Here is a 26,727-nt window from a genome sequence, read left to right on the forward strand (position 1 = left end):
CTTTTTTTATCCGCATTGCGCGTCGCGCCGCATTTTATTGTCGCCATTTGTCGCTACAGGGAAAACATTGCGCAGTTTGCCGCAAGGCTTGCGCATGCGGCTTTACCGCCTTGTTACGGCCCTTAAACTGGCCGCATGAATGAAAATACGCTCTCGAACATCGATCACCGCCAGCGTGGCATGACGCTGATTGAGCTGTTGGCGGCGCTCCTGATCGTCGGCATGCTCACCGGCTGGGGCGTCGGTCAATGGCGCCACCATCAGCAAACGTTGCGCCTGGAACATACTGCCCAGCAGCTGCTGGCGTTTTTACTGCGACTGCAGGCGGACGCCAACTGGCGCAACCGCACGACGCTGCTGTGGTTCAAGAACGGCACGCCCTGGTGCCTGGGCGGCGGTGTGCCGCCGCCGGATTGCGCTTCCGCCGAGGGTTCCGTTTTCTCACCGTCTTACCGCGACGTCGTTTTGAGCGGCTACACCGACAAAGAGATCGGGTTTTACGGCTTGCGCAATACCGCGCAGGCGGGGCACATCCTGCTCAGCAACGAGGCAGGCGGCCTGCGGCTAGTGCTGTCCGCCCGAGGGCGGCTGCGTTTGTGCAGCGAAGGGCTCCGGATAAGGGGGATCGCGCCATGCTGACTGTAGAACGCGGTTTTACCTTGCCGGAGGTGATGTTGGCGCTGGTGTTCGGCAGCGTGATCGCGCTCGGCGCCGCGAAAACCTACCCGCTGTTGCGCCAGCAAAACGTGGCCGTCGGCCAGCATTTTCGGCTGGAGTCAACGCTGCGGCAACTGGCGTTCGGCATCGAGAAAGACCTGCGCCGCGCCGGTTTCTGTGCCGGGCAGTGCGCCGGCCGCCCGCTGCTGATCGGCCAGGCGGTGGGAGAAGCGGCGGGCAGCTGCGTTATCGTCGCTTACGATATCACCCGCAGTGGGCAATGGCTCACCTCGGGCGAGGATGCAGGTTATTTCGGCTATCGGCTGCGCAATGGCGGCTTGGAAGGGCAGCGCGGCGTAAGCCAATGCGACGGCGGCGGCTGGGAGCGGCTGCTCGATCGTGACGAAGTGCGCATTGAGCGGTTTCATGTGGCGATAGAGCGCGGGGAGTATGGCGGTGCGCTGGCCCGTTTGACTCTGGCGGGGCGCTCTGTCGGCGATGCGCGTATCAGGCGCAGCCTGAGCGGGAGCGTCGAAATGGCGGCGTTGCCATGAACCGGCGGAGCCAGCGAGGTGGCAGTACTTTGGCGGCGGTAATGTTGCTGCTGGCGTTGGGGTTGATGTTGCTCAATGCCCAGCACCGGCAATTGGATAACGCGCTGTTACTGGCCGCCGATCAGCAGCGCTACCTCCAGGCTTACAATCAGGCCGCATCGGCGCTGAGTTGGGGCATGCTCCAGCGTTGGCCGCGCGCCGAGCTGAGTGCGGCGGCCTGGTTATGCAGGCAGCGCGCGGAACTGACGGCCTGCGCCCGGCTGTCTGCCAGAGCGGGCGTCGTGACGGTACGCGGCCTTGGGGAGATGCGCGGCGGTGAGCCGCTTTGGCTGTATCAATGGGGCGCGTTTGACGGTGCGGAATCGGTCGGCAGGGTGCAAGCGCAGCCGGGCGGCCGGCTGGATTTTTGCCCCGAGAAAAGGCCGGCCGACTGTGAGGGTTAACGCTCGCGCAGGGCGGTTATCCCGCAACGGCTTCAGCCTGCCGGAAGTGTTGGTGGCGGCATTGTTGTTCTCGGTGTCGCTGCTGGGCTTGTTACAGTATCATCAGGTGCTGTTGCAGTCGTTCCAGCGCCAGTGGCACTACCGGCAAGCCTGGGTGATGGCGCATCAGCAGTTGGAGGCGTTCGCAGTCACCGGTCGGCTCGATGCCGAACCGCTGCCGGAAGGCTGGCGACGCGAGGCGGCGTTCGACGGCGCGGATGCGGATTGCCGCCGATTGACGGTCAGAGTACAAACTCCGCAACGGCAGTGGGCGACGCTGAGCCGCTGGTATTGCACCCGTTTTTGAGCCGGTACGTATCTTGTTTTAAAGGAGTCTTCATGTTCACGGTTTATCATTCCAATCAGCTGGATTTGTTGAAAACGCTGACCAGCGCGCTGATAGCCAGAGATCCGTTGACCGATCCTTTTCAACAGGAGGTGGTGCTGGTGCAAAGCCCCGGTATGGCGCAATGGCTGCAGATGCAGCTGGCGGAACAGTTCGGTATCGCCGCCAATGTCGCGTTTCCGCTGCCGGCGACCTTCATTTGGGACATGTTCACCCGGGTGTTGCCGGATATTCCGAAAGAGAGCGCCTTCAGCAAGGATGCCATGACCTGGAAGCTGATGTGGTTGTTACCGGAGATGTTGACTCAGCCGGCGTTTGCGCCACTGCAGCACTATCTGACCGATGACGGCGACAAGCGCAAAATCCACCAGTTGGCTGGCCGGGTCGCCGACCTGTTCGACCAATATTTGGTTTATCGCCCGCAGTGGCTGGAGAGCTGGCAGCGCGGCGAGCGCATCGACGGTCTGGCGGAGGCTCAGCAATGGCAGGCGCCGCTCTGGGCGCGACTGGTGGAATACACGCGCGAATTGGGGCAGCCGGAATGGCACCGCGCCAATCTGTACAGCCGCTTTATCCACGCGCTGGAGCAGGCAAAAACGTGCCCGCCCGGTTTGCCGCCGCGGGTGTTTATCTGCGGCATCTCGGCATTGCCGCCGATCTATCTGGAAGCGCTGCAGGCGCTGGGGCGGCATATCGACATCCACCTGATGTTCACCAACCCCTGTCGCTACTATTGGGGTGATATTCAGGATTACGCCTTTCTGGCCCGCTTGCAGAGCCGCAAGCGTCGTCACTATCATCAGGCGCGCGAGCAAGGGCTGTTCCGCGAGCCGGATGACGCGGCGCGCCTGTTTGACGCCGAAGGGCAGCAGCAACTCAGCAACCCGCTGCTGGCCTCCTGGGGCAAGCTGGGGCGCGATCACCTTTACCTGCTGTCGCAGATGGAAGGGGCGCAAGAGGTCGACGCCTTTGTCGATATCCCGGCCGATACCATGCTGCACGCCGTTCAGCGCGATATGCTGGAACTGGAAGACCATGCGGTAATCGGTATTACCGCGGAAACGCTGGAAAGCAGCTTCAGCAAACGTCCGCTTGATGAAAACGACCGCTCCCTCAGCCTGCACGCCTGCCACAGCCCACAGCGGGAAGTGGAGGTGCTGCACGATCAACTGCTGACCATGCTTGCGCAGGATCCCGCGTTGACGCCGCGCGACATCATCGTGATGGTGGCGGATATCGACAGCTACACGCCTTACATTCAGGCGGTGTTCGGCAATGCCCCCGCCGAGCGCTACCTGCCGTTTGCCATTTCTGACCGTAAAGCGCGCCAGGCGCATCCGGCTTTGCAGGCGTTCATCTCCCTGCTCGATTTGCCGCAAAGCCGCTTTACGTCGGAACAGGTGCTGGCGCTGCTGGAAGTACCTGCCCTGGCCGCCCGTTTCGCCATTGGCGAAGAGGGGTTGCGCCTGTTGCGTCACTGGGTCGGTGAATCCGGCGTGCGCTGGGGTCTGGACGACGATAACGTGCGCGAACTGGATCTGCCCGCCACCGGCCAGCACACCTGGCGATTCGGCATTACGCGCATGCTGCTCGGTTACGCGATGGACAGCAACGCCGGCGATTGGCAGGGCATTTTGCCTTACGATGAATCGAGCGGGTTGGTCGCCGAACTGGCGGGGCAACTGGCAGACCTGCTGGCGCAGCTCAGCCACTGGCGGCAAATCTTGAGCGAAGCGCGCTCGCTCGAGGCGTGGCTGCCGCTGTGCCGCCAACTGCTGGATGCCTTCTTCGCAGCGGACAGCGATACCGAAGTGGTGCTGGCATTGATTGAGCAGCAGTGGCAGCAGGCCATTAATTTTGGCTTGGCGGCGCGCTATCCCGATGAGGTGCCGTTGACCATTCTGCGCGACGATCTGGCGGCGCGCCTCGATCAGGAGCGCATCAGCCAGCGCTTCCTCGCCGGGCAAATCAACTTCTGTACGCTGATGCCGATGCGCTCGATTCCGTTCAAGGTGGTGTGCCTGCTGGGCATGAACGACGGCGTGTATCCGCGCACGCTGCCGCCGCTGGGCTTTGATCTGATGGCGCAGCAGGTCAAGCGCGGCGACCGCAGCCGCCGCGATGACGACCGATATCTGTTCCTGGAAGCGATTCTGTCCGCTCAGCAGCGGCTATATATCAGCTTCATCGGCCGTTCCATTCAGGACAACAGCCCGCGCTACCCTTCTGTGCTGGTCACTGAGCTGCTTGAGTACCTGGAGCAAAGCTATTGCCTGCCGGGAGATGAGGAACTCAGCGCAGACGACAGCGCCCGGCGGGTTGGTGAGCACTTGCTGAAGTGGCATGCGCGCATGCCGTTCGCCGCCGAGAATTTCTTGCCGGGCTCGGAGGCGCAAAGCTATGCCGCCGAGTGGCTGCCCGCCGCAGATGGTCGCGGTGCGGCGCATCCGGCGTTCAACCAGCCGCTGCCTGCCGAAGCGCTGCAGCAAATATCATTGGATGAGCTGCTGCGGTTTTACCGCCATCCGATTCGCGCGTTTTTCCAATTGCGGTTGGGCGTCAGTTTTATCCTGGAAGAGACTGAGCTGCCGGACGAAGAGCCCTTCACGCTGGATAACCTCAGCCGCTACCAGTTCAACAGCCAACTGCTGAATACCCTGATCGACGGCGACGATCCCGAACGGTTGTTCCAGCGGGTGCGTGCCGCCGGCGGCTTGCCCTATGGCGCCTTTGGCGAGATCTATTGGCAAAAGCAGCAGGAAGAGATGAGCGAACTGGCCGAGCAGGTGCGTGCGGAACGCGCAGAGAGCCATAGCCTGGAATTGGATATCGATATTGCCGGCGTACGTCTCAGCGGCTGGCTGCATCAGGTGCAGGATGACGGCCTGTTGCGCTGGCGGCCCGCCACGTTGTCGGCGGTGGATGGCATATTGCTGTGGCTGGAGCACCTGGTGTACTGCCGCGCCGGCGGCACCGGCGAGAGCCGCATCTACGGCCGCAAGAACTCCGCCTGGCGCTTTGCCGCGCTGGCGCCTGAAGAGGCGCAGGCGCAGTTGGCGGAGCTGCTGGCGGGTTATCAGCGCGGTCTGTGTCAGCCGCTGTTGTTGCTGAACAAGAGCGGCTGGGCGTGGCTGAGTCAGTGCTATCAGCCGGAAACACAGCAAATCGACTGGGAGGAAGAAGCGCAAACAAAGGCTCGCGCCAAATTGCTGCAGGCCTGGCAGGGCGATCAGCGCATTCCCGGAGAAGGGGAAGATCCCTACGTTCAGCGAGTGTTCCGCCAATTGGATAATGAATACTTAGCGCAAATACTGGCCGAAACAGAGCGTTATCTGCTGCCGGTGGCGCGTCATAACCTGGGGTAACAATCCCCCGGTGGTGCTGTGCGGCGGGAGGTGGTAAAAATAACGAAGGTTATATTCAACCATTGGGGTGATTCCCGGTCTTACATAACGTACAGGCATATACCCGCCGCGTTTTGGGGCGCCACATTGGCGAAGAATCCGGCGAGTACAGATTTGGTTATGTGGTTTTGATGTACGTCGCCAGCGTCAGGGAGTGGGCGTGGCGATGTCAGAATAGGGGTTTATTTTGGATATGCGCAGACAGTTGGCCCGCATCACCGGGCTGGTATTATTGGCTATGTGTTGGGCGCCGTTGAGTTGGGCCGCACAAGGATGGCAACCGCTGGCGGAGAAGATCAACAAGAGCGAGCACGATCCGCGTCAGTACGAGGCGATCAAGTTGGCTAACGGCATGACGGTGCTGCTGGTGTCCGATGCCCAGGCGCCGAAATCGCTGGCGGCGCTGGCATTGCCGGTTGGATCGCTCGAAGATCCGAACAGCCAACTGGGATTGGCGCACTATCTGGAACATATGGTGCTGATGGGCTCCAAACGCTATCCAGAGCCGGAAAACCTGTCCGAATTCCTGAAAAAGCACGGCGGCAGCCACAACGCCAGCACGGCCTCTTATCGCACCGCCTTCTATCTGGAAGTGGAAAATGACGCGCTGGAGCCGGCGGTCGACCGCATGGCCGACGCCATTGCCGAGCCGCTGCTGGATCCGGGCAATGCCGATCGCGAGCGTAACGCGGTGAACGCCGAGTTAACGATGGCGCGTTCGCGCGACGGCATGCGCATGGCGCAGGTCGGCGCGGAAACCCTGAACCCGGCGCACCCGAGCGCGCGCTTCTCCGGCGGCAATCTCGATACGTTGAAAGACAAGCCGGACAGCAAGTTGCACGATGAACTGACCGGCTTCTATAAGCGTTACTATTCCGCCAATCTGATGATGGGCGTTTTGTACGGTAATCAGTCGCTGCCGCAGTTGGCTGGCATTGCGGCGAAAACCTTTGGCCGCGTGCCGAATCATGACGCCAGCGTGCCGCCGATCACCGTGCCGGCCGTCACGCCGGAACAGCAGGGCATCATCATTCACTATGTGCCGGCGCAGCCGCGCAAGCAGCTGAAGGTCGAGTTCCGCATCGATAACAACAGCGCCGCGTTTCGCAGCAAAACCGATACCTACATCAGCTACCTGATCGGCAACCGCAGTAAAAACACCCTGTCTGACTGGCTGCAGAAGCAAGGGTTGGCGGACGCCATCAATGCCGGCGCCGATCCGATGGTGGATCGCAACGGCGGCGTCTTCGCCATCAGCGTTTCACTTACTGACAAAGGCCTGGCCCAGCGCGATGAGGTCGTCGCCGCCATTTTCAACTACTTGAAAATGCTGCGCAGCGAGGGCATCAAGCAGAGCTACTTCGATGAAATCTCGCATGTTCTGAACCTGGACTTCCGCTATCCCTCGATCACGCGCGACATGGACTACATCGAATGGCTGGTGGACACTATGCTGCGCGTGCCGGTTGAGCATGCGCTGGACGCGCCTTACCTGGCCGATCGCTATGATCCTAAGGCGATCGCCGAACGCCTGGACGCCATGACGCCGCAAAATGCGCGCATCTGGTTCGTCAGCCCGGATGAACCGCACAACAAGACGGCCTATTTCGTCAATGCGCCTTACCAGGTCGACAAAATCACGCCGCAGCGCTTTACGCAGTGGCAGCAGTTGGGCAGCGGCATTTCCCTGTCATTGCCGGCGCTCAACCCGTACATTCCAGATGATTTCACCCTGACCAAACCATCGCACGAGTTCAAAAAGCCGGAAATGGTGGTGGATAAGCCCGGCCTGCGCGTGTTGTACATGCCGAGTCGTTACTTCGCCGACGAGCCGAAGGCCGACGTCACCGTCGCTTTCCGCAACGCCAAGACCATGGATTCCGCGCGCAATCAGGTGCTGTTCTCGCTGACGGATTATCTGGCCGGCCTGGCGCTGGATCAGCTGAGCTATCAGGCATCGGTCGGTGGGCTGAGCTTCTCGACCTCGCCGAACAACGGCCTGATGTTTAACGCCAACGGTTTCACCCAGCGTCTGCCGCAGTTGCTGACGGCGCTGATCGAGGGCTATTCCAGCTTCACGCCGACGGAAGATCAGCTGGCGCAGGCCAAGTCCTGGTATCTGGAGCAGCTGGACGCCGCCGAGAAGGGCAAGGCGTTTGAGCTGGCCATTCAGCCGGTGCAGATGGTTTCCCGCGTGCCGTATTCCGAACGCAGCGAGCGCCGCGAAGTGCTGAAGACGTTAACGCTGAAAGACGTGCTGGCCTATCGCGACAGCCTGCTGGCCGAGGCCACGCCGGAGCTGCTGGTAGTGGGCAACATGAGCAAGCAGCAGGTCGACACGTTGGCGTCGACGCTGAAACATCGTCTGGGCTGTACCGGGAGCGAATGGTGGCACGGCGAAGACGTGGTGGTGGACAAGGATCATCTGGCCAACCTGCAACAGGTAGGCAGCAGCACCGACTCGGCGCTGGCGGCGGTCTATGTACCGACCGGTTACGACGAAGTGACCGGCATGGCCTATAGCTCGCTGTTGGGGCAGATTATTCAGCCGTGGTTCTACAGCCAGCTGCGCACTCAGGAACAATTGGGGTATGCGGTCTTTGCCTTCCCGATGTCCGTGGGCCGCCAGTGGGGCGTTGGCTTCCTGTTGCAGAGCAACAGCAAACAGCCGGCCTACCTGTACCAGCGCTATCAGGATTTCTACCCGAAAACCGAGAAACGCCTGCGTGAAATGAGCGAGGCCGATTTTGAGCAGTACAAACAGGCGCTGATCAACGAACTCAAACAGCGGCCGCAAACTCTCAGCGAAGAGGCCAGCCGGTTCGCCAACGATTTCGATCGCGGCAACTTCGCCTTCGATACTCGTCAGAAACTGATCGCGCAGGTGCAACAGCTGACGCCGGCCAAACTGGCGGATTATTTCCACCAGGCGGTGATCCAGCCGCAGGGGCTGGCGGTGCTGTCGCAGGTCAGCGGCAGCGGGCAAAACAAGGCGGATTACGCGGCGCCTAAGGATTGGGTTACCTATCCGAACGCGTCGGCATTGCAGCAGATTTTGCCGCGTAAAGTGGCAACACCATGACGGAAATTGCCCCGCAGAGGCTGGAGCCGCTGTCGTTGCCGCTGTTCGGCGAACGCCTGATAGAAGCGTCGGCGGGCACCGGCAAAACTTTTACCATCGGCGCGCTGTACCTGCGCTTGCTGCTGGGGTTGGGCGGTGACGCGGCGTTTCCCCGCCCGCTGACGGTCGAAGAAATCCTGGTGGTGACCTTTACCGAGGCCGCCACCGAGGAGCTGCGCGGGCGCATCCGCGACAATATCCACGGGCTGCGCATCGCCTGCGTGCGCGGTGTCAGCGTCAACCCGTTGTTTTCGGCGCTGATGGAAGAAATTGACGATTTGAGCGACGCCGCCTCACAGCTGCTGGCGGCGGAGCGGCAAATGGACGAAGCGGCGATCTACACCATTCACGGCTTTTGCCAACGGATGCTGACGCACAACGCCTTCGAGTCCGGCATGTTGTTTGAACAAACGCTGGTGCAGGACGAGCTGCCGCTGCGGCGGCAGGCCTGTGCCGACTTTTGGCGTCGCCACTGCTATCCGTTGCCGCTGGGCGTGGCGCGTGCGGTCAGCCTGGAGTGGAGCGGCCCGGAAGCGTTGCTGGCCGATCTCTCCGGCTATCTGCACGGTGAAGCGCCGGCGCTGCGGCGGCCGCCGAAGGACGAAGAAACCGTCCTGATGCGCCACGAGCAGATCGTCGCGCGCATCGACGCCATCAAGGCGCAATGGCGGGCGGCGGCGGGCGATCTTGAGGCGTTAATCGCCCAGTCCGGCGTCGATAAGCGCAGCTACAGCAGTAAACACCTGCCGAACTGGCTGAACGAGGTCGGCGAATGGAGCGGGCAGGAGACTCAGGACTACCAGCTGCCGAAGGAACTGGATAAATTTCGCCAGTCGGTGCTGCTGGAGAAGACCAAGAAGGGCGAGCCGCCGCGTCATGCGCTGTTCACGGCGATAGATGAGCTGTTCGATGAACCCTTGACGCTGCGCGACCTGATCATGGCGCGTGCGCTCAGCGAGATCCGCACTTCCATTCAGCAGGAAAAGCGCCAGCGCGCCGAGCTGGGGTTTGACGACCTGCTCAGCCGGCTGGACGGCGCCCTGCAAAGCGGCGGCGGCGAACAGCTGGCGCAGGCGATCCGCCAGCGCTATCCGGTGGCGATGATCGATGAATTCCAGGATACCGATCCGCAGCAATACCGTATTTTCCAAAAACTTTACGTCGGCCGGCCCGATTGCGGCCTGCTGCTGATCGGCGATCCCAAGCAGGCGATTTACGCCTTTCGCGGCGCCGACATCTTTACCTACATGCGTGCGCGTTCAGAGGTGAGCGCCCACTATACGCTGGAGACCAACTGGCGCTCGTCGCCGTCGATGGTCGCCAGCGTCAATCACCTGTTTTCTCAGGTAGAAAAACCTTTCCTGTTCGGCCAAATCCCCTTTATTGAGGTTAACGCGGCGGAAAAGAACCAAGGGCTGGCGTTTGAATTGCACGGCACGCCGCAGCCGGCGATGCAGTTCTGGCTGCAGCAGGGAGAAGGCGTGGGTGTAAGTGATTACCAACAGCTGATGGCGCGCCTGTGCGCCACGCAAATTCGCGACTGGCTCAGCGCCGGGCAGCAGGGGCTGGCGCGGCTGCAGAGCGGCAAGGCGTCACGGCCGGTACAAGCCTCCGATATCACGGTGCTGGTGCGCAGCCGCAATGAGGCGGCGTTGGTGCGCGATGCGCTCAGCGCGCTGTCTATCCCGTCGGTCTACCTGTCCAACCGCGACAGCGTGTTTGACACCCCGGAGGCCAAAGACCTGCTGTGGTTGCTGCAGGCGGTGTTGGCACCGGAGCAGGAGCGTACGCTGCGCAGCGCCATGGCCACCGGGCTGATGGGGCTGGACGCGCCGACGCTGGACGGCCTGAGCCGCGATGAGCGCGCCTGGGACGCGCTGGTTAATGAATTCGACAATTACCGCACGCTCTGGCTGCGCCGCGGCGTGTTGCCGATGCTGAGCGAGGTGATGAAAGCGCGCCAACTGGCGGAGAACCTGCTGGCCAGCGCCGGCGGCGAGCGTCGCTTGACCGACGTGCTGCATCTGGGGGAGCTGTTGCAAGAAGCGGCGGCGCAGCTCGACAGCGAGCATGCGCTGGTGCGCTGGCTGGCGCAGCAGATCGCCCAGCCTAATCGCCAGTCCGACAATCAGCAGCTGCGGCTGGAGAGCGACCGGCATCTGGTGCAGGTGATCACGATCCACAAGTCCAAGGGGCTGGAGTTCGATCTGGTGTGGCTGCCGTTCGTCGGCAACTTCCGCCAGCAGCAGCAGGCGCTGTATCACGATCGCCACAGTTTCCAGGCGTTGCTGGACCTCGACGCCAATGAAGAGAGCCAGGCCTGGGCGGAGGAGGAGCGCTTGGCGGAAGATCTGCGTCTGCTGTACGTGGCGCTGACCCGCTCGGTGTACCACTGCAGCATCGGCATCGCGCCGCTGTTCCAGGGCACGCGCAAGAAACAGGGCGATACCGATCTGCACCGCAGCGCATTGGGCTATCTGGTGCAGGGCGGGCAGCCCGGCGACGCCGTGTATCTGCAGGAGCGGCTGCAGCAATTGGCGGGCGGCGGTATCGCGCTGTCGCTGGTTGAACCGCCGGATGCAGAACCCTGGCAACCCCAGGCGTCGCTGGCCGAAGCGTTGGCGGCGAAAAGCTTTACCCGACGGATCCAGGATTTTTGGCGGGTGACCAGCTATACCGGTTTGCAACAGCACGGCGCGAGCCTGATGCAGGATCTGCTGCCGCGTCTGGATGTCGACGCGGCCGGTGAGCGCGGGGAAGAAAGTGAGCCAGCGCTTACACCGCATACCTTCCCGCGCGGCGCAACGCCCGGCACCTTCCTGCACAGCCTGTTCGAAACGCTGGACTTCACCCAGCCGCTCGACGAACAGTGGCTGCTGGAACAGCTGCAGCAGCAAGGGTTCGCCGAACACTGGCAACCGATACTGCTGGCGTGGATGCAGGTGCTACTCAACACGCCGCTCGATGACAGCGGCGTGACGCTGGCGGCGTTAACGCCGCAGCACAAGCAGGCGGAGCTGCAGTTCTATTTGCCGATCAACCGGTTGTTGCAGGCGAAGGAGCTCGATGCTCTGGTGAAGCGTTACGATCCGCTTTCCGCCCGCTGCCCGGCGCTGGATTTCCATCAGGTGCAGGGCATGCTGAAAGGCTTTATCGACCTGGTGTTCTGTTGGCAGGGCAAATACTACCTGCTGGACTACAAGTCCAACTGGTTAGGGGAAGACAGCAGCGCCTATACCCGGCCGGCGATGGAGCAGGCGATGGCGGAGCATCGTTACGATCTGCAATATCAGCTGTATACGCTGGCGCTGCACCGTTATCTGCGTCATCGGCTGCCGGATTACGATTACCGGCGCCATTTCGGCGGGGTGATTTATCTGTTCCTGCGCGGCGTGGATGCGGCGCACCCGGGCAACGGCATTTTCACCTGTCTTCCCGAGTTTGAGCTGGTGGCGGGGATGGATCGCTTGTTCAGCGGCGAAGCTGCGGCGACGGAGGAAGGATCATGATCGCACTGCTGGAGCAGGCGGTGGCGCTTGGCGTGTTGCGCCCGCTGGACGTGCAGTTCGCCCGCGTGGTGGCGAACGAAGACGAGCCCGATATTTTGCTGGCCGCCGCCTGCCTGAGCGCAGAGGCGGGGGCCGGTCACGTCTGTCTGATGCTGGAGCAGCTGCAGGCGGATACGCTGTTTGAAGGGCGCCAACCGGCGCTGGCGCTGGCGCTGTGGGAGGCGGCCGGGCGACCGGATAGCGAGCGTTGGCAGCAGCGCCTGGCGGCCAGCGCTGCGGTCGGGGACGGCAGTAGCGCTACGCCGCTGGTGCTGCGCGGGCCGCGCTTGTATCTGCAGCGCATGTGGCAAAACGAAGGTGAAGTGGCGGCGTTTATCGGCGGCGAAGGCGAGTCGCTGGCGGTGCCGGAGGCTGAACTGCGCACTATTCTCGACCGCTTGTTCGGTTCGGCGAGCGACGAACCCGATTGGCAGAAGATCGCCGCCGCGGTAGCCGCCACGCGGCGCATTGCGGTCATTTCCGGCGGGCCGGGCACCGGTAAAACCACCACCGTCGCCAAGCTGTTGGCGGCGCTGGTGCAGTTGGATGAAAGCGCGCGCTTGCGCATTCAGCTGGCGGCGCCAACCGGCAAGGCGGCGGCGCGCTTGACGGAGTCGCTTGGCAGCGCCAGCCGTCAGCTGGCGTTGACCCCGGCGCAGCAGGCCTTGTTCCCGACGGAGGCGGCGACGTTGCACCGCCTGTTGGGGGCGCAACCCAACAGTCAGCGCATGCGCTATCACCGCGGCAACCGGCTGCATTTGGATGTACTGGTGGTGGATGAGGCCTCGATGGTCGATCTACCGATGATGGCGCGCCTGATTGCGGCGTTGCCCGATCGGGCCCGGGTGATTTTCCTCGGCGATCGCGATCAGCTGGCCTCGGTGGAGGCCGGCGCGGTGCTGGGGGACATTTGCCGTTTTGCCGAGCAGGGATACAGCGATGCGCGTGCTGCAGAGCTAAGCCGCCTGACCGGCTGTTCGCTCGAAGGGCGGCAGGCCGACGCGGAAGCGGCGGTGCGTGACAGCCTATGCCTGCTGCGCAAGAGCTATCGCTTCGATGCCCGCTCCGGCATCGGCCAACTGGCGTTGGCGGTTAACGCCGGTGCCGGGGAGCGCGCGCTGGCAGCCTTAAGCGGCAGTTTCGGCGATGTCGCGGGCTATGCGCTGGCGACGAGCGAAGAGTATCAGGCGCTGCTGGATGCCTGCGTGGCGGACTATCGCGACTATCTGCGGCTGACTGCCGAAGGCGCGGATGCGGCGGCGGTGCTGGCCGCCTTTAGCCGCTTCCAGGTGCTGTGCGCGCTGCGTGAAGGGCCTTTCGGCGTTGCCGGCCTGAATGAACGTATTGAACTCGGGCTGCAGCGCGCCGGTCTGATCGACCGCAAACCGGGCGTTCTCGGCCGCTGGTATCGGGGGCGGCCGGTGATGATCGGCCGCAACGACAGCGCGCTGGGGTTATTCAATGGGGATATCGGCATTACGCTGCCGGATGAGCGCGGCGAGCTGCGCGTGCATTTCCAACTGCCGGATGGAAGCATCAAGTCGGTGCAGCCGAGCCGTTTGCCGGCGCATGAAACCGCCTATGCCATGACGGTGCACAAATCTCAGGGATCGGAGTTTGACCATACGGTGCTGGTGTTGCCGAATCACTTCCTGCCGGTGCTGACGCGTGAATTGGTCTATACCGCGATCACTCGCGCGCGTAAGCAGCTCTCGCTGTATGCCACGGAGGCGGTGCTGCTGCGGGCCATTCGTATGCCGACCCAGCGCCGCAGCGGATTGGCTGAACGGCTGCAGGCAACGGAATAAGCGATGAAGGGGCGCGGTAGCGGCCGCGCCAACAGGGATTACAGATCCGCCAGCAGAATTTTGGAGCGGCGTTGGTAGTTGTACAACGCCTGCTTCTGCATCGGCAGCACGTCGACCTCCGCCGGGGTGAAGCCACGCTCCTGGAACCAGTGGATGCTGCGGGTGGTCAGCACGAACAGCTTCTTCAATCCCATCTGCCGCGCCTGATTTTCCACCCGCTGCAGCAGCATTTCGCCGCGCGAAGAGCTGCGGTAATCGGGATGCACCGCCACGCAGGCCATTTCACCGATTTTTTCCTCCAGGAACGGGTACAGCGCCGCGCAGGCGATGGTCAGGTTGTCGCGTTCGATAATGGTGAATTTGTCGATCTCCATCTCCAGCTGTTCACGCGAACGGCGCACCAGAATACCCTGCTGTTCGAGCGGCCGAATGAGTTCCAGAATACCGCCGATGTCGTTGATCGTCGCCCGGCGCACCTGTTCGGCGCTCTCCATCACGATTTGGGTGCCGATGCCGTCGCGCGAGAACAGTTCCTGCACCAGCGCACCGTCTTCCTGGTAGCTGATCAGGTGGCTGCGGCGCACGCCGCTGCGGCAGCCTTTCACCGCGCCGCGCAGGAAGCGCACGGTGCCGGAATGGTAGTCACCGCCTTCCTCCAGCTCTTCAAGACGCTTTTGCGCGTCGTTGGGGAACAGCTCGGAAAGGATGTTGCCTTCCGCGTCGGTCACGCCCTGTGAGGAGCAGAAACCGATCATTTTTTCCGCCTTCAGCTTGATCGCCAACTGGGTGGCCACTTCTTCCGAGGTCAGGTTGAAGCTCTCGCCGGTGACCGAAACCGCGACCGGGCCGATCAGCACGATGGCGTTGCTGTCGAGCTGACGGTGGATCGCTTCTTCATCGATGCGGCGAATGCGGCCGCTGTGGCAGTAGTCGATGCCGTCATCGACGCCCAGCGGCTGCGCGATGATGAAGTTGCCGCTGACCACGTTAATATGCGCGCCCTGCAGTGGCGTGTTGTTGAGGCTCATCGACAGCCGAGCGGTGATGTCGAGCTGCAGCAGGCCGGCGGCCTGCTTGACCAGTTCGAGCGTATGGGCGTCGGTCACGCGGGTGTGTTTGTGGTAGATCGGCTCATAGTTATGCTGAGCCAGATTGGCGTCGATCTGCGGCCGCGCGCCGTAAACCACCACCAGGCGAATGCCCAGGCTATGCAGCAACCCGATATCGTTGACGATGTTGGAGAAATTCTCGTGTTCGATGGCTTCCCCGCCGAGCATGATGACGAACGTCTTGCCGCGGTGGGCGTTGATATAGGGGACTGAGTGACGGAATCCTTGCACCAGCTCTGTACTACGTTCCTTCACGGCCAAACCTCTTTGCATATTTATACGATATTTTTGTATTTTTATTCTTTTATTGCGCCGATGGCAAGTGGGAAATCGTCATGAAGCGTGCGCTAAGGGCGCTAAATCGTTAATAAATTGAAAAACCATAAAAAGATTTTCTGATGACAGGGCTGGAATGATTGGTTAAAGTTTTCGGCATCCCCATTTCATTGGTGTTTTTTTCATCTGTTGTAAACAGCTATTACTGCCGGAGCCGCATGCCAAACGCTAATCACAATCTGGGCCGCCGTCGTTTATTACAGGGCGTTGCCGCCAGCTGGTTGCTGAGTGTGAGTCGTACGGGCTTCGCCGCATCATCGCACGTGATCGCCGTGCGCGTCTGGCCATCCTCCACCTATACCCGCGTCACGCTGGAATCCAACGTCGAGCTGAAATACAAGCAGTTCGCCCTGACCAATCCCGATCGCGTGGTGGTGGATATCGAAGGCGTTCACCTCAACAGCGTGCTGAAGGGCATCGCCGGGCAGGTGCGCGCCGACGATCCTTATCTCAAGCAGGCGCGCGTCGGCCAGTTCGATCAGAATACCGTGCGGCTGGTGCTGGAGCTCAAACAAAGCGTCAGCCCGCATATTTTCACGCTGGCGCCGGTGCCGGAGTATCGCAACCGTCTGGTGATGGATCTCTATCCGACCAAGGGCGGCAGCGGCGGCGAGGAATATGATCCGCTACTGGCGTTACTGGAAGATTACAACAAGGGCGATCTGGAGCGCACGCTGCCGCCGGAAGCGCCGCAGGCCGGCAAAGCGGGGCGCGATCGGCCGATCGTCATCATGCTGGATCCCGGCCACGGCGGCGAAGATCCCGGCGCGATCGGCAAGTACAAGACGCGCGAGAAAGACATCGTACTGCAGATTGCCCGCAAGCTGAGCGCCATGATCAAGCGCGAGCCGAACATGAAAGTGTTCATGACGCGTAATGAGGACGTGTTTATTCCGCTCAAGGTGCGCGTCGCCAAGGCGCGCAAGCAGCGCGCCGATCTGTTCGTTTCGATTCATGCCGACGCCTTCACCAGCCGCGCTGCGCGCGGGTCATCGGTGTTCGCATTGTCCACCAAAGGCGCCACCAGCTCGGCGGCCAAGTTCCTGGCGCAGACGCAGAATGCCTCGGACCAAATCGGCGGCGTCAGCAAGAGCGGCGACCGCTATCTCGACCACACCATGTTCGATCTGATCCAGACCGCGACCATCAACGACAGCCTGAAATTCGGCAAGGAAGTGTTGAACCGGATGGGCAAAATCAACCGGTTGCACAAGAATCGCGTCGATCAGGCCGGTTTTGCGGTGTTGAAGGCGCCGGATATCCCGTCGATCCTGGTGGAAACGGCGTTTATCAGCAACATCGAAGAGGAGCGCAAGCTGCGCACCAGCCACTTCCAGCAGCAGGTGGCGGAGTCGATTCTGGCGGGCATCAAGGCTTATTTCGCCAACGGCGGCGCGCTGGCGAGTCGATAACGGCAGGGCCGGGCGCGAGTCCGGCTATTTTCGCGGATTGCAGATACAAAAAAACACCCGTCAGGGTGCTTATCTGTTGTCATCAAGAGTTGGTTGCGGGGGCCGGATTTGAACCGACGACCTTCGGGTTATGAGCCCGACGAGCTACCAGGCTGCTCCACCCCGCGTCCGTCTTGATGCGGTATTACGACGAAACCACCGTTCATTTTATGCCGCTGGTACGGCATTCGGTTGGTTGCGGGGGCCGGATTTGAACCGACGACCTTCGGGTTATGAGCCCGACGAGCTACCAGGCTGCTCCACCCCGCGTCCGTGTAATACTTTGTTATCGAAACCAAACGAAAAATACCGCCAATGCGGCATCGGTTGGTTGCGGGGGCCGGATTTGAACCGACGACCTTCGGGTTATGAGCCCGACGAGCTACCAGGCTGCTCCACCCCGCGTCCGATGGATGCGCACTATACTCTCCATGCGTTTTGTTGCAAACCCTTTTTGCATTTTATTGCCCTAAACCCGTTTTTCTGCTGAATTTGCCCGCAATTTGCCTTCTTTTTCATCACCATCCTCCGTGCGGCTTTTTTTATTTGCAGCGATTCCTTTATCAATGAGCGTTTGTTATCGTTCAGCCGGTAGATCATATCAGTTTGAGAGTGTGCGCGATGAAAGGACGTTGGGGCAAATACCTGCTGGGCGGGTTGATGGTGGCGGTGTTGGCGGGCTGTTCGTCCAAGCCGACCGATCGGGGTCAGCAATATAAGGACGGCCGTCTGGATCAATCGCTGGAGCTGGTCAATCAGCCCAACGCCAAAGGTTCGCCGGTCAACGCCAAGGATTACTCGGATCAGCTGATGGAGATCAAGTACGCGTCGCCTTCGCTGTTTAACCGCAACAACAGCACCTATCAGGCGGTGCAAAGCTGGATGGCGTCCGGCGCCGACACGCGCATGCTGAGCCAGTACGGCCTCAGCGCTTACCAGATGGAAGGCGTCGACAATTACGGCAACGTGCAGTTTACCGGCTACTATACGCCGGTGGTGCAGGCGCGCTATACCCAACAGGGCGAGTTCCGCTATCCGCTGTACCGCATGCCGCCGAAGGGCAGGGGCCGCTTGCCGGATCGCGCGGGCATCTACTCCGGCGCGCTCGACGATCGCTATATCATCGCTTACACCAACTCGCTGATGGACAACTTCATGATGGAAGTCCAGGGCAGCGGTTATGTCGACTACGGCAACGGCCAGCCGCTGGTGTTCTTCGGTTACGGCGGCAAGAACGGCCACGCCTATCGCAGCATCGGCAAGGTGCTGATCGATCGCGGCGAAGTGGCCAAGGCGGACATGTCGATGCAGGCGATCCGTCAGTGGGCGGATACCCACAGCGCCGCAGAGGTGCGTGAGCTGCTGGAGCAGAACCCGTCGTTCGTGTTCTTCCGCCCGGAAGCTTTTGCGCCGGTGAAAGGCGCCAGTGCGGTGCCGCTGATTGCCAAAGCCTCGGTGGCTTCCGACCGTTCGCTGATCCCGGCGGGCACCACGCTGCTGGCCGAAGTGCCGCTGCTGGACAACAAGGGTAAATTCACGGGAAAATACGAGATGCGTCTGATGGTCGCGCTCGACGTGGGCGGCGCCATCAAGGGCCAGCATTTTGACATGTATCAGGGCATCGGGCCGGAAGCCGGCCACTCGGCGGGGTACTACAACCACTACGGCCGCGTCTGGGTGCTGAAGAACAACGGCGGTGGCCAGCTGTTCAGCGCCAATCAGTCAAACGGCGGCGGTTCGTTGCTGGCCACCCGCTAAACGCATACGGCGTGAAAAGATTGACCCGCAAGGGCCGGATTTTCCGGCCCTTATCATTTGCATTACGAAGGTAATTAAAGCGTTATGAGCACAGCTTATTCGGAAGCCTATCTGCAGCGTTTCGGCGGCACGGCGCGGTTGTACGGCCAGCAGGCGCTGGCGGTGTTCGCGCAGGCACACGTCTGCGTGATCGGCATCGGCGGCGTGGGTTCCTGGGCGGCTGAGGCGCTGGCGCGCACCGGCATCGGCGCCATCACCCTGATCGACATGGATGATGTCTGCGTCACCAATACCAATCGTCAAATCCACGCATTGCGTCAGCATGTCGGGCAATCCAAAACCGAGGTGATGGCGGAGCGTATCCTGGCGATTAACCCGGAATGCCGGGTGACCTGCATCGATGATTTCATTACCCCGGACAACGTCGCCGAGCTGCTGGACCATAACTTCAGCTATGTCATCGACGCCATCGACAGCGTGCGGCCGAAGGCGGCGCTGCTGTCCTACTGCCGCCGTTTCAAGATCCCGGTGGTGACTACCGGCGGCGCCGGCGGGCAAATAGACCCGACTAAAATCGAAGTGGCCGATCTGGCGAAGACTATTCAGGATCCGCTGGCCGCCAAACTGCGCGAGCGGCTGAAGCACGATTTCAACGTGGTGAAAAACGGCAAGGGCAAGCTGGGCATCGACTGTGTCTTCTCCAGCGAGCCGCTGGTTTATCCGCAGCCGGACGGCTCGGTATGCGCTTCGCGCAGCACGGCGGAAGGGCCGAAAAGAATGGATTGCAGCGCAGGTTTCGGCGCGGCGACCATGGTCACCGCCACCTTCGGCTTCGTCGCCGTGTCGCACGCGCTGAAAAAGATGGTGGCGAAGGCGGCGCGTCAGGCGTAACGGGCGGCGATCGCCTTTACGGCGGCGGCCAACGCCGCCAGGCCGCTGGCGCGGGTGGCGCTCAGCTGCGCGCGCAATGCCAGGCGGTCGAACAGCGCCAGCGGATCCATTGCGGCGATCTGCGGCGGCGTTTTCCCTTCCACTTCGGTCAGCAGCACCGCCAGCAGGCCGCGCACGATGCGGCCTTCGCTGTCGCCATAGAAGTGCAGCGTGCCGTCTTCCAGCAACTGGTGCCCCAGCCAGACGCGGTTTTCACAACCGCTCAATGCCATTTCTTCACTGCGCAAGGCTTCCGGCAGCGGCGGCAGCCGTTTTGCGAGCATAATCAGCTGGCGGTAGCGGTCTTCCCACTGTTTCAGTGCGCTGAAGGTGGCGATCAACGCGTCGGCGGTGATCTCTCGGCCAAAAGGATGGGGGGCGAGCATAGCGTCTCCGGGAGTCAAGTCAGTCGGCCAGCAGATCGAGGGCGTAAGTTAACGCGCTGACCAGCGTATCGACGTCCTGTTGAGTATTGTAGGGAGCGAACGACGCGCGCAGCGTGCCGCTGACGCCTAACGCCGCCATCAGCGGCTGCGCACAGTGCTGGCCGGCGCGCAGCGCAATGCCTTGCTCCGCCAGCAGCGTGATGATGTCGCTGTGGTGTACGCCGGCGATATCGAACGCCAGCAGGCTGGAACCGGAACTGCGGAAGCTGCGAAAGCCCGGCAGCTGCGCCAACCGCTGTTCCGCCCGGTCCGCCAGCTCGCGGCTGTAGCGCTCCGCCGCCGCCATATCCTGTTCGCTGAGCCAGGTGAGCGCAGCGGCCAATCCCAGCACGCCGGCGATGTTTGGCGTGCCGGCCTCGAAGCAGTGCGGCGGCTTTTGCGGGGTAAAGCCGTCGAACGACGCCTGGATCAGCATCTTTCCCCCTCCTTGCCACGGCGCCATCTGCGCCAGCAGCTCGGCTTTGCCGTACAGCGCGCCGATGCCGGTCGGGCCATACAGCTTGTGGCCGGAGAAGGCGTAAAAATCGATGTCGAGCCGCTGTACGTCGGCCGGGCCGTGCACCACGCCCTGGGCGCCGTCGATCATCACGCGCGCGCCGGCGGCATGGGCCAGCGCGATAGCCGGCGCCAGATCCGGGCAGCCGCCGGTGACGTTGGACATTTGCCCCAGCGCCAACAGGCGGGTTTTGTCATTGAGCAGGGCGGGCAGCTGCGCCAGGTCCGGCAACCGATCGGCGCCGATCGGCAGTTTCACCACCCGCGCGCCGGTTTGCTCCGCCACCATCAGCCAGGGGATCAGGTTGGCGTGGTGTTCCGCTTCGCTCACCAGAATTTCATCATCTGGCTGCAGACGCGGGCGCAGGTAGCTCTGTGCCACCAGGTTGATCGCCTCGGTGGTGCCGCGCGTCCAGACGATGTCGTCGGCCGACGGCGCATGGATCAGTTGCGCGACCTGGCCGCGCGCCTGCTCGAAACGGGCGGTCAGATCCTGCGCCGCCCGATGCTGGCTGCGGTGCACGGTGGCGGCGTCGTCGCGATAAAACTGCTGCGTGGCGTCGATCACCGCCTGCGGTTTCAACGCGGTGGCGGCGCTGTCCAGATAGATGCCGTCCTGCGCGAGCGCGGGAAACTGTTGGCGAAAAAGGCTGGGGTTAAAAGGCGTCATACCCTGATTGTCACTGGCTTGAGTCGATGGGTGATCCTGTCCTATTTTGCCGCCGGAGACAAGCGTTCGCGCCGATTAGGACTTATCGCCTGGCAAAATTGGGAAAGTTTGTTATGCTATTAAACGTGCGCTTATTAATCGCATCTATACACATAAAAGGTATTTATCAGCATTTAAAACTACAAAGGAGTCCTCAATGAAGAAAACAGCCGCAGTTCTCTCTGCCCTGATGCTTACGTTCACCCTGGCCGCCTGTTCCAGCAACTACGTGATGCATACCAATGACGGACGCACCATTGTCGCTGACGGTAAGCCTAAAGTGGATAACGATACCGGCATGATCAGCTATAAAGACGCCAACGGCGTCGAGCAACAGATCAACCGCGCCGATGTGAAAGAGATGGTTGAAAGCAACCAGTAACCGTCAGGCAAAAAAAAGCACCGCAAGTTTTGCGGTGCTGCATAAAATCACTATGGACAGACAGGGTAAATGTACAGGAAGTGAAAAAACAGTAGCCTAGCTACCATGTCCGGAATCGCCGGACAATTTGCAAACACAACATCACAACCACAAGCCAAAAGTTCATCGGCGTCCTCGACACCCACTCCCTTTTCGTTCCGGCCCGGGAAGTGCCGCCACTATAGGTATTTGCTGGCGCATCCTCAACGGACAAATTATAATGGCTCGGATAAAAAAAACTAATGGCAATACGCCGTTAGCGTTTACCGATGGCTTGCCACGCAAAGCCGCCCGATTTTCGGCGCCGAATCATTCGGATTAATGTTACACAAAAGTAGCTAATTTAATGTCTAAACGCTTACCTCCCCTCAATGCGCTGCGCGTGTTCGATGCGGCCGCTCGCCACCTGAGTTTCACCAAGGCGGCGGAAGAGCTGTTCGTGACCCAGGCCGCGGTGAGCCACCAGATCAAGTCGCTGGAGGACTTCCTCGGGCTGAAGCTGTTTCGTCGGCGCAACCGCTCGCTGCTGCTGACCGAAGAGGGGCAAAGTTACTACCTCGATATCAAGGAGATCTTCTCTTCGATCAACGAGGCGACGCGCAAGCTGCAGGCGCGCAGCGCCAAGGGGGCATTGACCGTCAGTCTGCCGCCGAGCTTCGCCATTCAGTGGCTGGTGCCGCGCTTGTCCGGCTTTAACTCAGCTTATCCGGGGATCGATGTGCGCATCCAGGCGGTGGACCGCGAAGAAGACAAGCTGGCGGACGACGTCGATGTGGCGATTTTCTACGGCCGCGGCAATTGGCCGGGGCTGCGCGCCGAGCGCCTGTATGCGGAATATCTGCTGCCGGTTTGTTCGCCGAGCCTGCTGACCGGCGATCATCCGCTGAAAACCGCAGACGATCTGGCTTATCATACGTTGCTGCATGACGTTTCACGCCGTGACTGGCTGGCCTATACGCGCCAGCTGGGGTTGCAACACATCAATGTGCAGCAGGGGCCGATCTTCAGCCACAGCGCCATGGTGGTGCAGGCGGCGGTGCACGGTCAGGGCGTGGCGCTGGTGAACAACGTGATGGCGCAAACCGAGATTGAAGCCGGTCGTCTGGTGTGCCCGTTCAACGATGTGTTGGTCAGTAAAAATGCTTTTTATCTGGTATGTCATGACAGCCAGGCAGAACTGGGTAAAATAGCCGCCTTCCGGCAGTGGATCCTGGCGCGTGCCGCCAGCGAACAAGAGAAGTTCCGCTTCCGCTACGAACAATAAGGCCGGCCGCCGCCTTGCCGCGGCCGGTGATTTTTAATGGGATAGATCACGATGAGCAGCCGTTCCATGCTGGTTTTCGCCGCTATCAGCGGCTTTGTATTTGTCGCGCTGGGCGCATTCGGCGCGCATGTGTTAAGCGGCACGCTGGGCGCCAACGAAATGGCCTGGATCCGCACCGGGCTGGAGTATCAGGGGTTCCACACCCTGGCTATCCTGGCGCTGGCGATCGCGATGCAGCGCCGCGTGAGCCTGTGGTTTTACTGGAGCGGAGCGCTGTTGGCGTTCGGCACCGTGTTGTTCAGCGGCAGCCTCTATTGCCTGGCGCTGTCGCACCTGAAGGTCTGGGTATATATCACGCCGGTTGGCGGCGTGTGCTTCTTGATCGGCTGGATATTGATGTTGATTGGCGCTTTGCGTCTGAGGAAAAAGGCCGAGCGCCATGAATAAGATTGCGTTGTACTGCCGCCCCGGCTTCGAAAAAGAGTGTGCGGCGGAGATCACCGATAAAGCCGCCCAGCTGGAGATTTACGGCTTTGCGCGGGTAAAAGAGCACAGCGGTTACGTGTTGTTCGAATGCTATCAGCCGGACGATGCCGACCGTTTGGCGCGGGAAATTCCGTTCCGCGAACTGATTTTCGCCCGCCAGATGATCGTGGTGGGGGAGTTGCTGCGCGATCTGCCGCCGGAAGATCGGGTATCGCCGATCGTCGGCATGTTGATCGGCGTGGTCGATCGCGGCGGCGAGCTGCGGGTGGAAGTGCCGGACACCAACGAAAGCAAAGAGCTGATGAAGTTCTGCCGCAAGCTGACGGTGCCGCTGCGCGCCGCGATGCGCGAGCAGAAGGTGCTGATGGCGCGCGAGAACCCGACTCGCCCGGTGGTACATGTATTTTTCATCGCGCCGGGCTGCTGCTACGTCGGTTATTCCTACAGCAACAACAACTCACCGTTCTATATGGGCATTCCGCGTCTGCGTTTCCCGGCCGATGCGCCGAGCCGCTCGACGCTGAAGCTGGAAGAAGCGTTCCACGTGTTCATCCCCGCCGACGAGTGGGACGAGCGCCTGGCCAGCGGCATGCACGCAGTCGATCTGGGGGCCTGCCCGGGCGGCTGGACCTATCAGCTGGTGAAACGCAGCATGATGGTGCATTCGGTGGATAACGGCCCGATGGCGCCGAGCCTGATGGAAACCGGCCAGGTAACGCATCACCGCGCCGACGGCTTCAAGTTCGAGCCGAACAGCAGCAAGATCTATTGGTTGGTGTGCGACATGGTGGAAAAACCGGCGAAGGTGACCAGCCTGATGATTCAGTGGCTGGTGAAAGGCTGGTGCCGCGAAGCGATCTTTAACCTCAAACTGCCGATGAAAAAGCGCTATGAGGAAGTGTCGCAAAACCTGATGAACATCCGCGAAGCGTTGAGCGCCGCCGGCATCAGCGCTGAAGTGCACGCCAAGCAGCTGTATCACGATCGTGAAGAGATCACCGTACACGTGCGCCGCATGTGGTCGGCGGTGCCGGGCCGCCGCGACGAGCGCGATTAACCGCGTTAAACCTGATGAAGGGCGCTGCTTGCAGCGCCCTTATTGTATCGGCAGGCGCAGCTGCTGCAGGTTGCCGTCCAGCGACAGATCGGTGCGCAGCGTGGCGACTTGTTTGCTGACGTAGGCCAGCTCGCGGTGCTGCTCCAGCTTACTGCGCCATTTTTCCGGCACCTGCTCCAGGTGCTGATAAAGCCCGTCCAGACTGCCCGACTGCTGCAGCAGCAGCACGGCGGTTTTCGGTCCGATGCCGGCCACGCCGGGGATCTTGCTGCTGCCGATCCCCGCCAACCCCCAGTAGTCCGGCAGCTGCTGCGGCTGCACGCCAAACTCCTGTTGCACGAAAGGTATATCCAGCCAGCGTTTCTGGAAGTAATCGCGAATTTGTACGTTCGGCGCCAGCAGTTGGCAATAGCCTTTGTCGGTGGAGACGATGGTCACCTGGTGGCCACCGCCGGCGACCTTCGCCGCCAGCGTGGCCGCCAGATCGTCCGCCTCATTGCCGGGCGAATGCCAGCTGGCGACGCCCAACTCGGCGAAGGCCTCGCGCAGCTGCGGCATCTCCTGCTGCAGGTTTTCCGGCATCGGCGAGCGCCCGGCCTTGTAGTCCGGCAGAATTTGGTGGCGCCAGCTGTCGCTGCGGTCGTCCTCGTCGAATACCGCCACCGCGTGGGTCGGGCGGCTGTGCTGGAGCAACTGCTGCAGCGCGTGGCGGCAGGCGTTGACGCAAGGGGAGCCCTGCACGGCGTGAATGCGGCGGATGAGGTTCAGGGCGTCGACAATCAGTAGGTGTATCATCATGGGCGGTAAGGTCAGAAAAAACAGGGCGGCCGTTACGCCGCCCGGGATTGAGGGTCAGGCGACGATTTCGTAGCAGGGCACATAGGCGCTGCCCGGCAGCTTCATGCGGTGCTGGGCGACAAAGCCCTGCAGCAGGCTATCCATCTGCTTCATCATTTGCGGTTCGCCGTGCAGCTTGTACGGGCCGAACTGCTCAATGGCGTGGATGCCGTTTTCCTTCACGTTGCCAGCGACGATGCCGGAGAAGGCGCGGCGCAGCGCGGCGGCCAATTGCTCCGGCGGCTGGTTCGGATACAGGTTGAGGTTAGCCATGTTTTCGTGGGTCGGCTCGAACGGCAGTTGCAGATCCGGCGCGATGCGGATCGACCAGTTAAAGCTGTAGGCGTCGCCGGTGTTGCGGCGGTTTTCCTTCACCAGTGGCATGGCTTTTTTCATCTGCCGCGCCACTTCCGCCGGATCGTCGATGATGATGGTGTAATGGCGGCGCGCTTCGTCGCCCAGCGTGTTCATGATGAACTCGTCCAGCACGCGGAAGTAGTCGGCGCTCTCTTTCGGCCCGGTCAGGATCAGCGGCAGCACCTGTTCACTGTTCTCCGGGTTCATCAGGATACCCAACAGGTACAGCAGCTCTTCGGCGGTGCCGACGCCGCCCGGGAAGATAATGATGCCATGCGCGATGCGCACGAAGGCTTCCAGGCGTTTTTCGATGTCCGGCATGATCACCAGCTCGTTCACCAGCGGGTTAGGCGGCTCGGCGGCGATGATCGAAGGCTCGGTCATGCCGATAAAGCGGCTGTTGCGGTAACGCTGCTGCGCGTGGCCGACCGCCGCGCCTTTCATCGGCGCTTCCATGGCGCCCGGCCCGCAGCCGGTGCAGATGTTGAGCTCGCGCAGGCCCAGCTGGCTGCCGACCTTGCGCGCGTACAGATATTCGTTCTCGTTGATCGAGTGCCCGCCCCAGCACACCACCATGTTGGGATCTTCATCCAGATGCAGCGTGCGCGCATTGCGCAGGATCGAAAATACCAGGTTGGTGATGTGGGCCGAGTTTTCCAGGTTCAGGTGCTGGAAACGGCCGGCGCTGGCGATTTGGCCGTGCACGAACAGGATGTCGCGCAGTACGGCGAACAGGTTGGCCTGCAGCGAACGGATGATGCGGCCGTCGACGAACGCCTCTTCCGGCGGGTTGACCAGCTCCAGCTTCACCCCGCGCTCGCGGCGCAGCACGTTGATGTCGAAGGTTTCATAGCGCGACAGCAGCTGTTTGCTGTTGTCGGTTTGGCTGCCGGAGTTCAACACGGCCAGCGAACAGTTGCGGAACAGGCGGTACAGGTCGCTGCTGGCGGTGCGCTTCAGCATGTCTACTTCCAGCTGCGACAATAAATCCATAGAGCCAAGCGGGCTGATGTGTGTAATCAAGGTAACTCCTTTGCACCCGGTGCGGGGCGGTAGTAATCCATACGCAGCAAAACAGCATCTCGTTATGGTTGGCGTGCTGCGGCGCAGCGGGCGCTCTGCCCGGCCGCAGCCTCGTTTTAACCTTACCG

General features: G+C 61.4%; 20 protein-coding genes and 3 tRNA genes. 15 read left to right on the top strand and 8 right to left on the bottom strand.

Annotation, left to right across the window (positions count from 1 at the left end; translation table 11 throughout):
* Positions 1-135 precede the first annotated feature (135 nt).
* The 8 genes from ACMGF9_RS04120 to recD all read left to right on the top strand — a co-directional run bounded on the left by ACMGF9_RS04120 (position 136) and on the right by recD (position 13,920).
* The gene (locus ACMGF9_RS04120) at positions 136-639 is read left to right on the top strand and encodes a prepilin peptidase-dependent protein (RefSeq protein WP_076741318.1); all 504 of its coding nucleotides are present in this window, start codon (positions 136-138) and stop codon (positions 637-639) included.
* A complete protein-coding gene (locus tag ACMGF9_RS04125; protein ID WP_015378917.1) occupies positions 633-1,211 on the top strand; it encodes a prepilin peptidase-dependent protein in 579 nt (192 codons plus the stop codon). Before ACMGF9_RS04120 ends, ACMGF9_RS04125 begins: the two co-directional genes overlap by 7 nt.
* Entirely contained in the window at positions 1,208-1,654 is a 447-nt protein-coding gene (locus ACMGF9_RS04130) for a YgdB family protein (protein WP_015378916.1), read from the top strand. The genes ACMGF9_RS04125 and ACMGF9_RS04130 overlap by 4 nt, the downstream gene beginning before the upstream one ends.
* A complete protein-coding gene (locus ACMGF9_RS04135; protein WP_261438683.1) occupies positions 1,644-2,000 on the top strand; it encodes a prepilin-type N-terminal cleavage/methylation domain-containing protein in 357 nt (118 codons plus the stop codon). The genes ACMGF9_RS04130 and ACMGF9_RS04135 overlap by 11 nt, the downstream gene beginning before the upstream one ends.
* A 32-nt stretch (positions 2,001-2,032) precedes the next feature.
* Positions 2,033-5,404: an exodeoxyribonuclease V subunit gamma gene (gene recC / locus ACMGF9_RS04140; protein WP_075686104.1), complete on the top strand. Its 3,372-nt coding sequence runs from the start codon at positions 2,033-2,035 to the stop codon at positions 5,402-5,404.
* 232 nt (positions 5,405-5,636) lie between these two features.
* The gene (gene ptrA / locus ACMGF9_RS04145; RefSeq protein WP_261438686.1) at positions 5,637-8,525 is read left to right on the top strand and encodes a pitrilysin; all 2,889 of its coding nucleotides are present in this window, start codon (positions 5,637-5,639) and stop codon (positions 8,523-8,525) included.
* A complete protein-coding gene (recB, locus tag ACMGF9_RS04150) occupies positions 8,522-12,073 on the top strand; it encodes an exodeoxyribonuclease V subunit beta (protein WP_414160550.1) in 3,552 nt (1,183 codons plus the stop codon). Before ptrA ends, recB begins: the two co-directional genes overlap by 4 nt.
* Positions 12,070-13,920, top strand: coding sequence for an exodeoxyribonuclease V subunit alpha (gene recD, locus ACMGF9_RS04155; RefSeq protein WP_414160551.1), 1,851 nt, complete (start codon positions 12,070-12,072; stop codon positions 13,918-13,920). Before recB ends, recD begins: the two co-directional genes overlap by 4 nt.
* Positions 13,921-13,958: 38 nt before the next feature.
* Here recD and argA read toward each other — a convergent pair whose 3' ends face one another.
* The gene (gene argA, locus ACMGF9_RS04160; RefSeq protein ID WP_004931881.1) at positions 13,959-15,284 is read right to left on the bottom strand and encodes an amino-acid N-acetyltransferase; all 1,326 of its coding nucleotides are present in this window, start codon (positions 15,282-15,284) and stop codon (positions 13,959-13,961) included.
* A gap of 239 nt (positions 15,285-15,523) precedes the next feature.
* On the opposite strand from argA, the gene amiC reads away from it, so the two are divergent.
* Positions 15,524-16,777, top strand: coding sequence for an N-acetylmuramoyl-L-alanine amidase AmiC (amiC, locus tag ACMGF9_RS04165; protein WP_004931882.1), 1,254 nt, complete (start codon positions 15,524-15,526; stop codon positions 16,775-16,777).
* A gap of 90 nt (positions 16,778-16,867) precedes the next feature.
* On the opposite strand, the gene ACMGF9_RS04170 is transcribed toward amiC, so the two are convergent.
* The 3 genes from ACMGF9_RS04170 to ACMGF9_RS04180 form a co-directional block, all read right to left on the bottom strand.
* Positions 16,868-16,944, bottom strand: a tRNA-Met gene (locus ACMGF9_RS04170).
* A 65-nt stretch (positions 16,945-17,009) separates the two neighbouring features.
* Positions 17,010-17,086, bottom strand: a tRNA-Met gene (locus ACMGF9_RS04175).
* Positions 17,087-17,144: 58 nt separating this feature from the next.
* Positions 17,145-17,221 (bottom strand) — tRNA-Met (locus ACMGF9_RS04180).
* A 216-nt stretch (positions 17,222-17,437) separates the two neighbouring features.
* Between ACMGF9_RS04180 and mltA the strand changes: the two genes are divergently transcribed.
* Positions 17,438-18,574 (top strand): murein transglycosylase A, encoded by a 1,137-nt coding sequence (gene mltA / locus ACMGF9_RS04185; RefSeq protein ID WP_004931884.1) that lies wholly within the window; start codon positions 17,438-17,440, stop codon positions 18,572-18,574.
* An 84-nt stretch (positions 18,575-18,658) separates the two neighbouring features.
* Entirely contained in the window at positions 18,659-19,465 is an 807-nt protein-coding gene (tcdA, locus tag ACMGF9_RS04190) for a tRNA cyclic N6-threonylcarbamoyladenosine(37) synthase TcdA (RefSeq protein ID WP_004931886.1), read from the top strand.
* Here tcdA and csdE read toward each other — a convergent pair.
* Positions 19,456-19,890, bottom strand: a complete 435-nt coding sequence (gene csdE / locus ACMGF9_RS04195; protein ID WP_021505663.1) for a cysteine desulfurase sulfur acceptor subunit CsdE — start codon at positions 19,888-19,890, stop codon at positions 19,456-19,458. The two genes, tcdA and csdE, sit on opposite strands and share 10 nt — an antisense overlap.
* 19 nt (positions 19,891-19,909) lie before the next feature.
* Entirely contained in the window at positions 19,910-21,115 is a 1,206-nt protein-coding gene (gene csdA / locus ACMGF9_RS04200) for a cysteine desulfurase CsdA (RefSeq protein ID WP_015378907.1), read from the bottom strand.
* A 196-nt stretch (positions 21,116-21,311) separates the two neighbouring features.
* Between csdA and ACMGF9_RS04205 the strand changes: the two genes are divergently transcribed.
* The 4 genes from ACMGF9_RS04205 (at position 21,312) to rlmM (ending at position 24,382) form a co-directional block, all read left to right on the top strand.
* On the top strand, positions 21,312-21,536 hold the full coding sequence (locus ACMGF9_RS04205; RefSeq protein ID WP_025304050.1) for a YgdI/YgdR family lipoprotein: 225 nt from the start codon (positions 21,312-21,314) through the stop codon (positions 21,534-21,536).
* Between the two features lie 385 nt (positions 21,537-21,921).
* Positions 21,922-22,839 (top strand): transcriptional regulator GcvA, encoded by a 918-nt coding sequence (locus ACMGF9_RS04210; protein WP_004931894.1) that lies wholly within the window; start codon positions 21,922-21,924, stop codon positions 22,837-22,839.
* Between the two features lie 51 nt (positions 22,840-22,890).
* Positions 22,891-23,286 carry a DUF423 domain-containing protein gene (locus tag ACMGF9_RS04215; RefSeq protein ID WP_021505660.1) on the top strand — a complete coding sequence of 132 codons (396 nt, stop codon included), beginning with the start codon at positions 22,891-22,893 and terminating at the stop codon, positions 23,284-23,286.
* The gene (gene rlmM / locus ACMGF9_RS04220) at positions 23,279-24,382 is read left to right on the top strand and encodes a 23S rRNA (cytidine(2498)-2'-O)-methyltransferase RlmM (RefSeq protein ID WP_015378905.1); all 1,104 of its coding nucleotides are present in this window, start codon (positions 23,279-23,281) and stop codon (positions 24,380-24,382) included. The genes ACMGF9_RS04215 and rlmM overlap by 8 nt, the downstream gene beginning before the upstream one ends.
* Positions 24,383-24,421: 39 nt before the next feature.
* Here rlmM and xni read toward each other — a convergent pair whose 3' ends face one another.
* Both xni and ppnN read right to left on the bottom strand, forming a co-directional pair.
* Positions 24,422-25,180 carry a flap endonuclease Xni gene (gene xni, locus ACMGF9_RS04225; protein ID WP_414160553.1) on the bottom strand — a complete coding sequence of 253 codons (759 nt, stop codon included), beginning with the start codon at positions 25,178-25,180 and terminating at the stop codon, positions 24,422-24,424.
* A gap of 54 nt (positions 25,181-25,234) precedes the next feature.
* Positions 25,235-26,599, bottom strand: coding sequence for a nucleotide 5'-monophosphate nucleosidase PpnN (ppnN, locus tag ACMGF9_RS04230; protein ID WP_021505658.1), 1,365 nt, complete (start codon positions 26,597-26,599; stop codon positions 25,235-25,237).
* Between the last annotated feature and the right edge of the window lie 128 nt (positions 26,600-26,727).

The sequence above is a fragment of the Serratia sp. BNK-23 genome (assembly GCF_047456145.1).
Classification (GTDB): Bacteria; Pseudomonadota; Gammaproteobacteria; order Enterobacterales; family Enterobacteriaceae; genus Serratia; species Serratia nematodiphila.

Excerpts from the sequence above, each read along its gene's own strand:
- amiC (WP_004931882.1), top strand. The coding sequence starts at position 15,524 with ATGCCAAACGCTAATCACAATCTGGGCCGCCGTCGTTTATTACAGGGC.
- csdE (WP_021505663.1), bottom strand. The coding sequence starts at position 19,890 with ATGCTCGCCCCCCATCCTTTTGGCCGAGAGATCACCGCCGACGCGTTG.
- ptrA (WP_261438686.1), top strand. The coding sequence starts at position 5,637 with ATGCGCAGACAGTTGGCCCGCATCACCGGGCTGGTATTATTGGCTATG.
- ACMGF9_RS04215 (WP_021505660.1), top strand. The coding sequence starts at position 22,891 with ATGAGCAGCCGTTCCATGCTGGTTTTCGCCGCTATCAGCGGCTTTGTA.
- mltA (WP_004931884.1), top strand. The coding sequence starts at position 17,438 with ATGAAAGGACGTTGGGGCAAATACCTGCTGGGCGGGTTGATGGTGGCG.
- tcdA (WP_004931886.1), top strand. The coding sequence starts at position 18,659 with ATGAGCACAGCTTATTCGGAAGCCTATCTGCAGCGTTTCGGCGGCACG.
- ACMGF9_RS04120 (WP_076741318.1), top strand. The coding sequence starts at position 136 with ATGAATGAAAATACGCTCTCGAACATCGATCACCGCCAGCGTGGCATG.
- xni (WP_414160553.1), bottom strand. The coding sequence starts at position 25,180 with ATGATGATACACCTACTGATTGTCGACGCCCTGAACCTCATCCGCCGC.
- csdA (WP_015378907.1), bottom strand. The coding sequence starts at position 21,115 with ATGACGCCTTTTAACCCCAGCCTTTTTCGCCAACAGTTTCCCGCGCTC.
- rlmM (WP_015378905.1), top strand. The coding sequence starts at position 23,279 with ATGAATAAGATTGCGTTGTACTGCCGCCCCGGCTTCGAAAAAGAGTGT.
- ACMGF9_RS04130 (WP_015378916.1), top strand. The coding sequence starts at position 1,208 with ATGAACCGGCGGAGCCAGCGAGGTGGCAGTACTTTGGCGGCGGTAATG.
- recD (WP_414160551.1), top strand. The coding sequence starts at position 12,070 with ATGATCGCACTGCTGGAGCAGGCGGTGGCGCTTGGCGTGTTGCGCCCG.
- ACMGF9_RS04210 (WP_004931894.1), top strand. The coding sequence starts at position 21,922 with ATGTCTAAACGCTTACCTCCCCTCAATGCGCTGCGCGTGTTCGATGCG.
- ACMGF9_RS04125 (WP_015378917.1), top strand. The coding sequence starts at position 633 with ATGCTGACTGTAGAACGCGGTTTTACCTTGCCGGAGGTGATGTTGGCG.
- ACMGF9_RS04205 (WP_025304050.1), top strand. The coding sequence starts at position 21,312 with ATGAAGAAAACAGCCGCAGTTCTCTCTGCCCTGATGCTTACGTTCACC.
- recC (WP_075686104.1), top strand. The coding sequence starts at position 2,033 with ATGTTCACGGTTTATCATTCCAATCAGCTGGATTTGTTGAAAACGCTG.
- recB (WP_414160550.1), top strand. The coding sequence starts at position 8,522 with ATGACGGAAATTGCCCCGCAGAGGCTGGAGCCGCTGTCGTTGCCGCTG.